14 protein-coding genes and 1 tRNA gene are annotated in these 14899 nt (G+C 27.4%); 5 read left to right on the top strand and 10 right to left on the bottom strand.

Features of this window, described 5'->3' with window-relative positions; translation table 11 throughout:
* Positions 1-100, bottom strand: a tRNA-Sec gene (locus ACKU4C_RS05760).
* Positions 101-153: 53 nt separating this feature from the next.
* Here ACKU4C_RS05760 and selA point away from each other — a divergent pair.
* Both selA and selB read left to right on the top strand, forming a co-directional pair.
* Complete coding sequence (selA, locus tag ACKU4C_RS05755) at positions 154-1503, top strand: L-seryl-tRNA(Sec) selenium transferase (RefSeq protein WP_321315214.1); 1350 nt, start codon at positions 154-156, stop codon at positions 1501-1503.
* On the top strand, positions 1496-3325 hold the full coding sequence (gene selB, locus ACKU4C_RS05750) for a selenocysteine-specific translation elongation factor (protein ID WP_321315213.1): 1830 nt from the start codon (positions 1496-1498) through the stop codon (positions 3323-3325). Before selA ends, selB begins: the two co-directional genes overlap by 8 nt.
* 20 nt (positions 3326-3345) lie before the next feature.
* Here selB and ACKU4C_RS05745 read toward each other — a convergent pair whose 3' ends face one another.
* Entirely contained in the window at positions 3346-4212 is an 867-nt protein-coding gene (locus ACKU4C_RS05745; protein ID WP_321315211.1) for a GyrI-like domain-containing protein, read from the bottom strand.
* 144 nt (positions 4213-4356) lie between these two features.
* Between ACKU4C_RS05745 and ACKU4C_RS05740 the strand changes: the two genes are divergently transcribed.
* A complete protein-coding gene (locus ACKU4C_RS05740) occupies positions 4357-4506 on the top strand; it encodes a hypothetical protein (RefSeq protein ID WP_321315210.1) in 150 nt (49 codons plus the stop codon).
* Here ACKU4C_RS05740 and ACKU4C_RS05735 read toward each other — a convergent pair.
* The 8 genes from ACKU4C_RS05735 to ACKU4C_RS05700 all read right to left on the bottom strand — a co-directional run bounded on the left by ACKU4C_RS05735 (position 4501) and on the right by ACKU4C_RS05700 (position 13287).
* Positions 4501-5835, bottom strand: coding sequence for an SLC13 family permease (locus ACKU4C_RS05735; RefSeq protein ID WP_321315208.1), 1335 nt, complete (start codon positions 5833-5835; stop codon positions 4501-4503). The genes ACKU4C_RS05740 and ACKU4C_RS05735 overlap by 6 nt on opposite strands.
* Positions 5836-5993: 158 nt before the next feature.
* The gene (gene mog / locus ACKU4C_RS05730) at positions 5994-6533 is read right to left on the bottom strand and encodes a molybdopterin adenylyltransferase (RefSeq protein ID WP_321315206.1); all 540 of its coding nucleotides are present in this window, start codon (positions 6531-6533) and stop codon (positions 5994-5996) included.
* Positions 6530-7042 carry a pimelyl-ACP methyl ester esterase BioV gene (bioV, locus tag ACKU4C_RS05725; RefSeq protein ID WP_321315204.1) on the bottom strand — a complete coding sequence of 171 codons (513 nt, stop codon included), beginning with the start codon at positions 7040-7042 and terminating at the stop codon, positions 6530-6532. Before bioV ends, mog begins: the two co-directional genes overlap by 4 nt.
* Positions 7032-8519, bottom strand: a complete 1488-nt coding sequence (locus tag ACKU4C_RS05720) for an AAA family ATPase (protein ID WP_321315203.1) — start codon at positions 8517-8519, stop codon at positions 7032-7034. Before ACKU4C_RS05720 ends, bioV begins: the two co-directional genes overlap by 11 nt.
* A complete protein-coding gene (gene mtaB / locus ACKU4C_RS05715; RefSeq protein WP_321315201.1) occupies positions 8479-9747 on the bottom strand; it encodes a tRNA (N(6)-L-threonylcarbamoyladenosine(37)-C(2))-methylthiotransferase MtaB in 1269 nt (422 codons plus the stop codon). The genes ACKU4C_RS05720 and mtaB overlap by 41 nt, the downstream gene beginning before the upstream one ends.
* Positions 9748-9754: 7 nt before the next feature.
* Positions 9755-11467 (bottom strand): mechanosensitive ion channel domain-containing protein, encoded by a 1713-nt coding sequence (locus tag ACKU4C_RS05710; protein ID WP_321315199.1) that lies wholly within the window; start codon positions 11465-11467, stop codon positions 9755-9757.
* The gene (aroB, locus tag ACKU4C_RS05705) at positions 11464-12504 is read right to left on the bottom strand and encodes a 3-dehydroquinate synthase (protein ID WP_321315197.1); all 1041 of its coding nucleotides are present in this window, start codon (positions 12502-12504) and stop codon (positions 11464-11466) included. The genes ACKU4C_RS05710 and aroB overlap by 4 nt, the downstream gene beginning before the upstream one ends.
* Before the next feature lie 141 nt (positions 12505-12645).
* Positions 12646-13287 carry a thioredoxin domain-containing protein gene (locus ACKU4C_RS05700; protein ID WP_321315196.1) on the bottom strand — a complete coding sequence of 214 codons (642 nt, stop codon included), beginning with the start codon at positions 13285-13287 and terminating at the stop codon, positions 12646-12648.
* 158 nt (positions 13288-13445) lie between these two features.
* Here ACKU4C_RS05700 and ACKU4C_RS05695 point away from each other — a divergent pair, with 158 nt between their 5' ends.
* Together ACKU4C_RS05695 and ACKU4C_RS05690 are read left to right on the top strand one after the other, a co-directional pair.
* On the top strand, positions 13446-14210 hold the full coding sequence (locus ACKU4C_RS05695) for a TSUP family transporter (RefSeq protein WP_321315194.1): 765 nt from the start codon (positions 13446-13448) through the stop codon (positions 14208-14210).
* Between the two features lie 239 nt (positions 14211-14449).
* The gene (locus tag ACKU4C_RS05690) at positions 14450-14899 is read left to right on the top strand and encodes a Fur family transcriptional regulator (protein WP_321315193.1); all 450 of its coding nucleotides are present in this window, start codon (positions 14450-14452) and stop codon (positions 14897-14899) included.

The following is a 14899-nucleotide window of genomic DNA, read 5'->3' as shown; positions in this document are numbered from 1 at the left end:
TGGCGAGAAGGCGTAGGAATTGAACCTACCGCGGTGTTTGTCATCAAAACCGCCGATCAGGGTTGAAGCCTGCGGTGCCCACCAGGGTCACATGCCCTCCAATTAAAATGAAATTCTACAATAAAAATATTAAAAAACTCTGAAAGGGTAAAAATGATTTTACTTAAGTCTATTCCAAAAATAGATAAATTTGTTTCAAATAAAGCATTTGAAGATTACTCAAAAACTCTTATAACTTCTATTTCAAAAGATGTCATACAAAAACTAAGAAAAGATATTTTAAATGAAAACATAGACTCATTTAATGAAGAAGAATTGATTAAAGAAGTAAAAAATGAATATAAAAACATCACCTCTTCTTCTCTAAAAAAAGTTATAAATGCTACAGGAGTAATAATCCATACAAATTTAGGTAGAAGCTTAATAGACAAAGATGCTTTTGATAGAGTTAAAGCTATAGCTACGTCATATAACAATTTAGAATATGATTTAAAAGATGGGAAAAGAGGGGAAAGATATGCTCACATATCAAAAGTTGTAAAAAAACTTTTAGGATGTGAAGATGTTCTTATAGTAAATAACAATGCAAGTGCAGTTTTTTTGATTTTAAATACCTTTGCTAAGAATATGGAAGTTGTTGTAAGTCGTGGTGAACTTGTAGAGATTGGTGGTAGTTTTAGAATACCTGATGTTATGAATAGCAGTGGAGCTATTTTAAAAGAGATTGGAACTACAAATAAAACCCATGAAGAAGATTACCTAAATGCAATCAATGAAAACACTTCAATACTAATGAAAGTTCATAAATCCAACTATACTATCGAAGGCTTTAGTAAAGAAGTAGAGTTTAAAAAGATTATTGAAATTGCAAATGAAAATGAACTAATAGATTATTATGATATGGGAAGTGGTCACATAGTTGATTTACCATATGGATTACAAGATAAAGAACCTTCTGTATTAGATTATATGAAATATAATCCTTCATTGTTAAGTTTCTCAGGGGATAAACTTTTAGGTTCAGTTCAAGCAGGGATAATTGTTGGAAAGAAAAAATATATTGATGAATTAAAAAAGAATCAACTCTTAAGAATGTTAAGAGTTGATAAACTTACTTTAGCATTATTAGAAGATAGTATGAAATCATTGCTTTTAAATCAAAAAGAGAATATTCCTACTATGAAAATGCTTTTTAAATCACAAAATGAATTAAAACAAAAAGCCCAAGAATTAAAACAAATGATAGATAAATATTGTGATTGTACTATTTTAGAAACAAAAACAGTAATAGGTGGTGGAACAACACCAAATAAAAAAATCCCATCAATTGCAATAAGTATAAATTTAAATAACTATAAGCCAAATAAAATTGAAAAACTTTTTAGAAATAAAAATATTATTGGAAGAATTGAAGATGAAAAATTTTTATTAGACTTAAGAACAATTCAAGATGATGAATTAAACACTATAAAACTAAAAATTGAAGAGATTATAAATGAGTAATTATATTATAGGAACTTGCGGACATATTGATCATGGAAAAACTGCTTTGATAAAAGCATTAAATGGTTTTGAAGGGGATAGTACAAAAGAGGAAAAACAAAGAGGTATCACTATTGATTTAAGTTTTTCTAATATGAGTAAAGGAAAAAGAAATGTTGCCTTTATTGATGTTCCTGGACATGAAAAATTAGTAAAAAATATGATTGCTGGTGCATTTAGTTTTGATTGTGTAATGATAGTTGTTAGTGCAGCTGAAAAAATAATGCCTCAAACAATAGAACATCTAGAGATATTAAATCTTTTAGGTGTAAAAAATGCTATTCTTACTGTTACAAAAAAAGATTTAGTAGAAAAGGATCAACTAGAAAATATTCTACAAGAGATTGAAGAGTATATAAAAAGTTTTGATTTTAATCTTCTTTTTTCTACTGCGGTGTCAATATATGATGAAAAATCTATTGAAAATTTAAAAGAAAAACTTTTCACTTTAGATGCAAATACTAAAATTGAAGAAAACTTTTTTAGATATTATGTAGATAGAATATTTTCTTTACAAGGTGCAGGTACTATTGTAACAGGTACCACACTTGGAAAACCAGTATCCTTAAATGACAAGATTTTTATTTGTGATATAAAAAGAGAAGCAAGAATAAAAAAACTCCAAGTTCATGGTCAAGAGGTTGAAGTTTCTAATATCTCAAACAGAACTGCAATTAATCTATCTGGAATAAAAAAAGAGGATATTAAAAAAGGTTTTATTATCTCAAAAAAAGGGTATCTAAGAGGTTTTAATACAATTGATATCTCATTTAAGACGCTTAAAACTAAAAAATTAAAACATAATACAAACTACTCAATATTTATTGGTTCAAAAAAAGTTGAAGCAAAAGTATTACTATTTAATAATCAAAATGAACTAGAATCTGGATTTGCAACGCTAAAACTAAAGGATGATATATTTTCAATCTACAATGAAAAACTAATAATAAGACAAGGAAATATTACAATTGCTGGTGCAATTGTTTTAAATCCTATTGTTGACCCTATGAAAAAAACCCAAAAGTTAGAACTTTTAGAAGCACTTAAAAGTAAAAATATACAAGAAGCTTATAAGATTTTGATAAAAGCACATAAAAAAGGTTTAGGGCTTATCTCTTCTGCGCAAAGATTTGCATTAAGCCATGAAAAAGCTTTAGAGTATGCAAAAAATATAGATGATATTTTTATTGATGAAAAAGCTCTCGTAATCTATCCTTTAACAACTAAAGAGATTATAAAAGAGTTTATTCTAAATATATACAAAAAAAATCAATTTGCGCTACTTTCTAATCAGTCCATTTCTTTAAGATTAAAATGGGCAAGTGAAAGTTTTATTCAAACAGTTTTAGATGAACTAGAAAAAGATGGGATTTTAAAAAAAGACAAAAACCTTTATAAAAATCCAAATATAATAACAGATATAAAAGAATCTCTTGAAACATTTATCCTAAAAAGATTTGAAGAAGAAGATATCACCCCAACAGCTCCATATAATATTTATGATGAGATGGATTTAGATAGAAAAACTGGTGATGATATTTTGAAATCTTTGTGTTCAAAGAAAGTACTAGTAAGACTTCAACATAATATATTTATCCATGCACAAAGCCTTACAAATATTATTAGTGAGATGAAAAATATTATAAAAGAGGATGGATATATAAATATAAAAAACTTTAAAGAGAAATATCCAATTAGTAGAAAATATTTAATTAGCTATTTAGATTATTTAGATAATTTTCCTGAAATAAAAAAAGAAGAAGATAAAAGAGTCTTTGTATAAGATAGAAGAGATATACTCTTCTATTTATACTTTATAGGAACTCTAAACTCCATATCAAATTCATCTTTTTCATCAAGATAATTGTTTTTATAATATAATACACTAGCAGAAGTTTCCAAAGCTTCATATTCACTGCTAGGAAGCCATTCATAATACATCTTCTTATACAAAGTTAAAGCATCTTCACATACACCCTGAAAACGAATTGTTGCAAAAAGTCCACCTGAAATTGAGCATAAACCTATATCACCTTTTGGAGTTATCTTTCTACCTTCTAAATCTACACAAGCAATATATCTATAATCTTCTAAAGATGTGATATTTGGATTACTATGATGTACAGCCATCATCTTTCCATCACTTATTCCAAAATCCTTTTCTAATAGATATAAAAACTTTTGCCACCCTGTTTTTATAGTTTTATCAAATCCCATATGTCTCATATATGCAATTTTTACTTCAGATAAATTTTTTATTTGTATTTGGGAGAAGTCTATCTCTCTATCATTTAAAGTACATTTGCTTGATTGATAGTTTTTATATTCAGTTTCCCTCCATTGTGTAGGTGAACAATTATATTGTTTTTTAAACTCATTACTGAAAGTTGCAGAAGATTTAAAACCACAATTATAAGCTATATCAGTAATTGTTGAACTTGGATTAAAAATTAAAAAATTTGCTGCACATTCAAGTCTTAAATCTTTGATGTAAGTAACTACACTTTTTGTAGTAATCTCTTTAAATATTCGTTGAAAATGATATACAGAATATGAGGAAATTTTTGCTAAATCTTCAATTGTAAGTTTTGTGAATAAATATTTGTAAATATGGTATTGAACTTCATTAATCCTTTGTTTGTGTTCATTTCTAGTATCTTTCTTTTTCATAAAAAGAATAATATCACATTTTATAAAGAAAAATACCATAAAACACAATTTGATAAAAATAATAGCACGATTTGATAAACTATTTAACACAAAAATAAAAGACAAAAACTTTTATTAATTTTATACTTACAAAAAAGGATTTTGATGAGAATATTTTTAATAATTACTGTTTTTGTTTCTATTTTTTGTGTTTTAAAAATAACAAATAAAGTAGAAGAAAAAAGATTAACAAATAAAGAAGATGTTAATCTTATATTTTCTTCCATTCATAAAGAGAATTTAGACCCATTATAGAGCATACTGCCAATATAATAAAGCAGTTGCTGTAACACAAAGGATACCTAAAATATTAAACACTATTCCAAACTTTGCCATATCTTTTACTTTTACAGCTCCACTACTCATTGCAATTGCATTTGGAGGGGTTGCAATAGGTAACATAAAAGCATAAGAAGCACAAATTGTTGCAACGAGAAGGATAAGTGTAGTATCAATATTTGTCACATTACTTAATGAATATATAATTGGTAAAGCAATTGAGATTAAGGCTGTATTTGAAGTAATCTCTGTTGTAAAAGTGATTAATGAAGCTACAAGTAATATTAAAACAAGTACTGGTAAATTTGTCAATTCTAAAAGATAATTTGCTATCTCTTGAGCAAGACCTGTTGAAGAGAATGCTGCTGCAATTGAAAAACCCGCACCAAAAAGAAAGATTATTTCATAAGGGATTTTTTTCATATCATCCCATTCAAGAAACCCTATTTTTGGAACTAACATTAATAGTCCATAACTTAATAATATCCCTTTTTCATTTAACCCAAGTCCAGAATAGTAAGGTTCTATTTTTGAATTAACTAAAAGTAAAACAACCAATGAACCTAAAATATACAATAATCTTCTTTGATCCGTTGTTAAATCCTCTTTGTGTGATAATTCAGTATCAAACTTAATATCATTTACCCCAAAAGATAAAAATAAAGGGATAATCAATAACATAACAAAAGCTAAAGGTGCAGTTAAAAATATCCATTTTACAAATGGTATAGCTTCAAGGGAATGATGATCCATAAAACCTAATAAAATCAAATTTGGAGGTGTACCAATTGGTGTAACAATTCCACCAATACTTGCTCCATATGCAATAGCTAAAACAAGTCTCATTTTTAGTTTTGTATTATCTGTTAAAAACATTGCAATAGGGATTAACAACAATGCAGTTGTAGTATTTGAAATAAGTGAACTTAAAAATGCAGAAGTGATTGCAAGTGAAAAAAGTATTCCCCTTGGTGTATTTGGAAACAAAGTTAATAATTTGTTTGAAATATACTTGTGTAATTCTGTTTTTTGTGTAGCAATTGCAATTATAAAACCACCTAAAAATAGAAAAATGATAGACTTTGAATAGTTTATTGTTGTAGCATTGGTACTTAAGATATCAAAACTAGGGAAAAGTACAATAGGAAGTAAAGATACAACTCCTATAGGTAAAGCTTCATTTGTCCATAATGTAACAAGAAATACAATTATCGCTAAAAGTATTGAGTGTTGAGTATTAAATGCAAAGCTTGCAAAAAAATAAGCTCCAAATGTCAAAATAATTGTAAATAAATATTTTTTCATATATGACCTTTTAAATTTCTAATATTTAATAATAAATAAAAAAGCTTAAATAAAAGGTCATATTAATATAAAAATTAAAAAAATTTACTAATTAAAATAAAAAGGTAAATAAAAGTAAACTTTTTTTTCAAATTTACATCAAATTTACATGATTTTATTTACTTTTTCTTTGGTCTAAATGGTTTTATAACCTCTTCATTACATTCTAAAAATGGTCCCTCCATTAAATCGATGCAATAAGGAATTGCTGGAAAAACAGCATCTAAACACTCTCTAATAGATTTTGGTTTTCCTGGAAGATTTACAATTAAAGAACTCCCCCTAAGACCTGCTGTTTGTCTTGAAAGAATAGCAGTTGGAACAAATTTTAAAGATTCGGCTCTCATAAGTTCACCAAAACCTGGCATCATTCTATCACATACTGCTTCAGTCGCTTCAGGAGTAACATCCCTTGCTGCTGGTCCTGTACCACCTGTTGTAACAACTAAACAACAACCTTCTTTATCAACTAAATCAATCATTGTATTCTCAATAGTTTTTTGATCATCTTCAATACATCTATAAACTGGTTTCCAAGGAGATTTTAAATAATCATTCATAGTATCTTCAATAGCTTTTCCAGAAATATCTTCATAAATACCTTTACTAGCCCTATCACTTGCAGTTATAATACCTATTTTAGCTATATTTTCACTCATAATATATGTCCTTTATCTTTAATATAATATACAGTAGCAAACTCTTTAAAAAAATCTTTTGCAGCTTCATGGTCTATAATTTTATCTTTGCCACCTAAATAAACTTCTATTTTTATACCTTTGTTTACTAACTCTTTAAGTTTTTCCTCGTCCCAAACATAGTTTAATAATTCTTCTAATTGAGATTCACTACCCTCATTTAAATACTTATTAATATTAGTATTTTCGGGAAAAACTACATTTTCTAAAAAATTTTTAATATAACTATTTTTATCTTTTTTAAAAAACATAAGTTGTAGTCTTTTTGTTTTTTTATCCATAGTTTGAAAAAAAGCGGGAGAAAATAGTTGTAAAGTGTCTACTCTTTTGTTTTTTAAATACACATAATCAAAAGCTTTTATAGCTCCATAGGAAAAACCAGCTACACAAAAATCCTTATCAAGAATATACTCTTTAAATAACTCTTTTTCATTGTCTAAACAAAAACCTGAAAAAAATTTAGATATCATCTTCTACAATAACCTCATTTTTTAGCATTATCTCTTTTAATCTAATTATCTCAGCGGAGTTTTCTGAAAGTTCAGAACGCAAGGAATTACTTACATCTTCAATTAAACTATCAATATCTTTAGCCATTTTGTATTCATCTACAATTTGTTTTGCAAGTTCATATGCTTTTTGTAAATCTTGCTTACGTACTGCATATTTTTGTTTTTTTATAACTTCAACACCAATTGTTCCAGAAAGATACCTTTTTATATTTTCTAGAAGTTCTTTATATGAAGGATAAATAGAATCAACAATAGTTACTTTTTCATCAAAAAGGCTTACTTTTGATTTTGTTATAAAAGCTTTACTTGCCTGATAAATACTCAAAATCTCTTTTTGTTCTTCATTTAAAATTTGAGTCTCTTTTTTCCCAAATTCTAGTTTATTTTTAGCTAATTCAATATCAATATCTTGAAGAATTTTTGAATCTCTTTTAATCATATTTAATAAGGCTTCATTTATCAAAGTTGCTAAAGCTGCTGAACTAAAACCTGAAGTTTGCTGAGCTAAAATATCCAAATCAAACTCATAATGTTTAGCTTTCAAATATAACTGTAAAATCTTTTTTCTATCATCAATATTTGGAAGATTTAAAAATACTCTTCTATCAAATCTTCCAGCTCTAAGTAGTGCTTCATCTAAAACTTCTATTTTGTTTGTAGCAGCAATAACAATAACACCTGAATCACCTTCAAATCCATCCATTTGTGTTAAAAGTTCATTTAAAGTTGATTCCCTTTCATCATTTGTTTTGCCACCTCTTTTTTTACCAATTGCATCAATCTCATCAATAAATACAATAGCAGGTGCTGAAGCTTTTGCTTTCATAAAAAGTTCTCGCACTTTTTTTGCACCCATTCCCACATAGATTTGAACAAAACTTGCACCACTTTGATAAAAAAATGGAACATCAGCTTCCCCCGCAACTGCCCTTGCAATAAGGGTTTTACCAACTCCTGGAGGTCCAACTAAAAGTACACCTTTTGGAAGTTTAACTCCATAGTTTAAATATTTACTTGGGTCATTTAAAAATTCAACAACCTCTTCTAACTCACCTTTTACTTCACTAATTCCTGCAATATCTTTAAAAGTAATATTTGAATTTACTGCAATGATATTTGAATTAGTAGTCTCTTCTGTTGTATCTTGTGCTGTAGATAATTCCTCAGAAAAAGATTGTTTTGTATTTTTAGGATTTATTTTTAAAAATTTTTGTAAACTTTTTTGTTTATATTTTGCAAATATTGCAAATGCAAGTAAAAAAAGTAAAAATATTATTCCAAAATAATATGAATTTGTTTGAATATGGTCACTACTCTTATAAAGTGTATATAAAAATAGTACTAATAAAACGATTGCCGATAAGCCCATAAGCTTCATGTTTTTATCAAGTTTATTATTTGAATTCTGCGACATTTTTATCTCTCTTTGCTTCATACTCCTCTAAAAATATCCAATCTCCAACTAAATCAACACTACTTTTAACCTCAATTTGATTAAAATATTGATCTAGTCCAGTGTAGACACCATCTTTATAAGATTCAATTAACACTTCTAAAGGTTTAGTATTGTTTTTTCTAAAGTTATAGTTTTTTTCATCTATTATGCTTACTAATTCATTATACCTTGATTTAGCAATATCTCCTCTAACTTCACCTTTCATTGTTGCACTTGGAGTCCCATCCCTTTTTGAATAAGTAAAAGCATGAACATGCGTAAGTGGAAATCTATGTAGATTTTCAACTGCTTCTTTCCACAATTCATCTGTTTCTCCTGGGTGTCCAACAATAAAATCTGTCCCTAAAGCATAACCATTTTCTCTTAAAAATTCAAAAAGCTCAAGATCTGATAATACTTTATTTCTTCTGTTCATTATTTTCAACATCTCTTTTGAAGTGTGTTGAAGTGCTATATGAAGGTGTTTTGCCATAAAAGGTTCATTGATAATCTCTTTAAACTCATCATCAATTTGAATAGGCTCAACAGAACCAAGTCTTATTCTTCTAACACCTTTTATCATTGCAATTTTTTTAAGTAGTTTTGCTAAAGAGGTATGTTGTTTTTTACCATAACTTCCCACATTTGTTCCAGTTAAAATAAACTCTCCAAAGCCATTTGAAGCTAAAGTTGTGATTTGTTCTAGGATTTTCTCCTCTTTATAACTTCTTGCATCACCTCTTACATAAGGGATAATACAATATGAACATCTAAAATCACACCCCTCTTGAATCTTAATAAAAGCCCTACTCTTACCTATAAACTCTTCAACTATAGTATCATCAATATGCTCTAAATCTCCGGCATCAAAAAATCTTTCATCTTTTTGAAGAAGTTCATTTATTTGCTCTTTTTGACTATGTCCAAATAAAGAATCTATTTTATCCTCTTTAAAAAGATTTTCACCTTTTGTCCAAACTCCACATCCTGTGAAAACTACTCTTGGTGGTTTGTTTAATCTATTTAAAGAGTTTATATATCCTCTTGCTGTACTATCTGCACTGTTTGTAACTGTACATGAGTTTATAACCACGATATCTGCTTCTTTTTCATCTTGGGTTACTTCAAAATCTTTTAGATTACTCATCATAACTTGAGTGTCAAATAGATTTGTTCGACACCCAAATGTTTTAAAAAATACTTTTTGTTTATTTGTTGAAAACTTCATAAAATCCTTAAACCTCTGGTAAATCTGGTGGAGGAGTTCTTAAATTTTCACTACCTTTACCTACATTCACTGTTTGTGTTGGGTAAGCAATAGTGATATCATCCTCTTTCATAAACGCTTCTAAAATTTCTGGTGACATTGTACTTCTTAAAACTAAAGCAGAGTATGAATTTGTTAAGTACCATGCAGATATAACTATTCCATAAGGTTCAACAAAAGTATAAACCCTTGGCTCAACCCCTGTAGCTCTTAACTGATATTTACTTCTCATTTTTGATAACTGTTTTCTAGTAATATCTGTATAACCTTTAGAGTAGTGTTTTAATATCTCTTTTGCTATATGTTGTGCTTTTTTATAGTTTGAATCAAAAGTAATAGTAATATCAATACCATCCCAAACTGTTCTAAGTCCTGAATGAGTATAGTTTGCTATCATTTCAGAAAAGATATAATTGTTTGGAATAAAGAAAATTCTTCCTGTCCTTCTGTTTACTGTATATGATGTTAAGGTAATATCTTCTCTAATAGTTATTTTAAATAATGAGATATCTAAAACATCCCCTACAACTTGTTGACCATCTCTTGTTACTTTTATTCTATCCCCTACATGAATAGAACCAGATGTTACAATAACAAGCCAACCAAAAATAGACATAAACCAGTCTTTTAAAGCAATAGCAATACCTGCAGATGCAAACCCTAAGATTGTTACAATATATGAAACATTATCAATATATGAGAAAAGTACTACTATTAAAACAAAAAATACTAAAGTGAAATTTATCACTTTATTTGTCATATAAAAATTCTCATTTTGTGAATAATACTTTTTAAGTGCCATTTTAATCAAAAGAGTAACTACAAAGAAAACCACAATAATAAATGCAATATTAAATATTTTTTCTATTTGAACTGAGATTTGAGATTTTGTTTCAAGAATAACTTGTTCTATTTTTCTTGTATAAACCTCTTCTGTAGTAGAAACAATCTCCAGAACCATAGTGAAATCTCTTTTTTCTTTATCTAAAAAGTTTATCACTTCTTTATACTCTGTTTTAGGGTCAGTATTATAAAGCTCTAAATATGCATATAGTTTCTCTTCTATTAAGTTTGTAACTTCTCTTACACCTTTTTCAACAGATAAAAACTCTTTTTTGTTGTTTTCAAGTTTTTTTATATATGAAAGAGCATTAATAATTCCAAATGGATTTGAAATCTGCTCATAATTATCTATTTCGGGAGGATTAATCAAAGAACCAATAGGAGAACCTTTATACTCAGATATTAACTCTAACTCATTCTCTTTAATTCTTATTTTATTTGTTAAGTGATGAATCTGTTCCTCTGTTTTATTACCTATCTTTTTTGCACTTTTTTTAAGGTCAGCCAACTCATCAGAAATTTTAATATAAGCATTATAATTGCTATATCTTTTTAGTAAAATATTATCTTTTAACTTTTCATCAATAGTATCAATTTTTGACTTGAGTTCATTTATTTTGTTCTCTTTTGCTAATCTTTTTTCCTCTTCAATTCTTTGTTTTTCTTCAGCTTCAAGTCTAGCTTTTTCCTCTTCTTGTTTTAACTCTTCAATTTTTTCAATATCATTTAAATTGTTTGATACAATATGTTTTTCATCAACTATCTGTTTTTCTTGCGCAGCAAAAAGATTTATCGATATAATTGATACAATTAAAAATACTTTTAGAATATTTTTCACTTTTGGAAACCTTTAAGAACTTCCACAACATCACTTTTTGAAATTCTATCTGTGATTTCACACTCTCCAATCCCTCTTGGGACAATAAATTTTATTTTATTATCTAATGATTTTTTATCCAAGAAAAAATGTTCATAAAAATCTTCAACATCATTTATAGAGTAATCTGTTGGAATATTATACTTTTCTAAAAGTGATTTAACTCTTTTTGCTTCATCTTCACTCATATTTCCAATTTTTACAGCTAAATCATTTGCCATAACCATACCTATTCCAACAGCCTCACCATGTAAATAAGTATTATAATTTGTTTCATTTTCAATAACATGACCAAAGGTATGACCATAGTTTAATGCAGCTCTTAAGCCTTTCTCTTTTTCATCTTGTGATACAACCCAAGCTTTTGTTTCAACAGATTTTGCAATAGCAACTTTAATATTTTCATCTTCATTTAAATCATTATTTTCAAGCCACTCAAAAAACTCTTTGTTAAAAGTTACTGCCATCTTCACTATTTCTGCAACTCCTGCACCAAACTCTCTTACAGGTAATGTTGTTAAAAAATGTGGATCAATATAAACAGCAATTGGTTGATGAAATGCACCAATAAGGTTTTTCCCATATTTGTTGTTTATTCCTGTTTTTCCTCCAACACTTGCATCCACTTGTGAAAGTAGAGTTGTAGGAATTTGTACAAAATCAATACCCCTTTGATAGATTGAAGCAGCAAAACCTGTCATATCACCAATCACTCCACCACCAAAAGCAATAAGTAAGGAACTTCTATTTAATTTATTTTCAAAACAGTGTTCTAAAATAGTATCTATAGTACTCATATTTTTATACTTTTCCCCATCAGGAATAGTAACTATACTTAACTCTTTTGCACTAATATTGTTTTTTAAATAGTCTAAATGAAATCCACTAACAGTTGGGTTTGTAACAATAACAACTTTTCTGTCAAAACTTAATTGTTTTAACTTGTCTATTGTTATATCATATGAAGTTTTATCTGGTAAAGTAATATTAACAATCATTAAAAATCCGTATATTATAATTTTCTAGATATTATCTTTTTTTTCTTGAAAAAGTACTGAGTTTAAGGCTATTGTTTGAAGTTTTTATATTTAGAATAAAAAGTTTACGAACCTAATTTAAAAATTAGATTCGAACTATTTTTATAGATGAGAATCGATTAAATTTACTAAATTGTCCCAACCAAATTCTACTAAAGGTTCACCATTTACAAAATAAGATGGTGTTTTATCAATATTTAGAGTCTCAACATCTTCCAAATCTTGTTTAATTATATCATTAGCTTTAGGTGAATTCATAAACTCTCCTAAGATTTCCATATCTAAGTTTTTTGCATTTGCTAAAACTGCCCACAATTTTTGAGGATTTACAACATGTTGTTCAACCCATGAATTTTGAGATACAAACATCAACTCTAAAGTTTCTTCGAAAAGCCCTTGTTCCCTTGCTCCCTCTAACATTTTTACTGCATAATTTGAATTTTTATGAAAAGGTGCATATCTAAGTACAAGTTTAATATCACCTTTTTTCTCTTCCATAAGTTTCTTAACTTTTGGATAAAAATAGGCACAAGCACCACAAGCTGGATCAAAAAACTCTACTAATTGTACTTTTGCATCTTTATTTCCTATAACTAAAGAATAAGGCCTTTGCAATGTTTGAACTTGTTCTTTTGTCATCTTTACTTTATTTTCATTTTGTAAATTCTTGTAATAAGCTCCAGCTGCAAAAAAAGCTACAAGTAAAATTACAATTGAAAAAACAACCATCTTTTTATTTTGCATATCTACTCCAAATTAAAATTTATCAATTTTATCTAATCAATGTGTAGTTTATATGTATTACTAATATATAAAATTATAATTAGTTATATTAACTATACAAAATAATAAAAATTTTTTTACCATTAGTGATATAATTAATATTTTTAAAGGATATTTGTATGGAATTTGTTGATAATATCACAACAAGCTGGATTATTATTTTTATACTAGTTGGTTTTATTGCAGGATATATTGATTCTATTGCTGGTGGTGGGGGAATGATACAAGTTCCAGTTTTACTATATAGTGGAATCCCTCCTGTTTTTGTTTTAGCTGCAAATAAATCTGCTGGAATGTTTGGTGCACTTATGGCAACAATTAAATATGCATCTAGTAAAAAAATAAATTGGAAAGTTGTTTCAATAGCTATAATACCTTGTCTTCTTGCATCTTATTTAGGAAGTTTACTTGTTATGTATTTACCCCAAGATCTAATCCACTGGGCGATATTAATATCAATTGCTGTTGCAATGATTAGTTTGTTCAAAAAAAGTAAAACTATAAAAGAGGAAAATTTAAAACTAACTAAAAAAAATATTATTTTAAGTACAGCACCTATTGGTTTTTATGATGGAATTTTAGGACCTGGAACAGGAACATACCTTACTATCTCTATGAAAAAATTTCTGAACTTAGATTTTTTAATTTCTACTGCATCAACAAAACCATTAAACTTTGCAACAAACTTTGGTTCAGTTGTTGCTTTCTTTTTTGCAGGGAAAATCCTTTGGTTAGTTGCAATACCAATGGGTATAGCAAATATTTGTGGTTCTTATGTAGGTAGTCACTATGCAATAAAAGGTGGTGAAGAGTTTATTAAAAAAATTCTAATAATTGTATTAGTATCAATGTTAATTGCAAATATTTATAAAATGTTATTTTAATGGGAACAATATTTGCATTAAGAAGAATATATAGTGTTAAACTTTTATATAATTATTAAGTTTTCACTTGTATAATTTTAATTAAAGGCTAAAAGATGCTAATAGATCAAAAAAAGAATAGTTTTGAATCTTCAATGTTTTATAAAATGAATATGAGAATAAACAGAGGATTACCTTATATTTATTCAGTCACCCTTTTAGTTTCTTTAACAATCATATGCATAGGAAAATAATTAATTATGACAAAAAAAGAAGAAAAAAAGTTTGAACATTTTTTAGATGAATTTAAAACCTTAGTTACAAAAAAAGGTTTTAAAAATACTGTTCAAAAAGATTGTATTTTGAAAGTTTTATATTTTAGTAATGAACACTTAAGTGCAGAAGCGATTACTAAAAAAGTTCAAAAAGAGTTTGATTTAGATATTGGTATAGCTACAGTTTATAGAAGCTTAAACTTCTTTGAACAAATGAATATTGTAGAATCTTTAGATGTGGGAGATAATACTAAAAGGTTTGAATTTAAACAAGAACAACATCATGATCATATGATTTGCACAAATTGTCATAAAATAATTGAATTTTCAGATGATTTTATTGAATTAAACCAAATAAAAATTGCAGAAAAAAATGGTTTTATATTGGAAGATCATATTATGACTATTTATGGAATTTGTGAAAATTGTCAATAG

Source organism: Halarcobacter sp., assembly GCF_963676935.1.
In the GTDB taxonomy this organism is placed as follows: Bacteria; Campylobacterota; Campylobacteria; order Campylobacterales; family Arcobacteraceae; genus Halarcobacter.
Note: the sequence above shows the minus strand (reverse complement) of the source record. Positions and strands in the feature narration are given on the sequence as shown.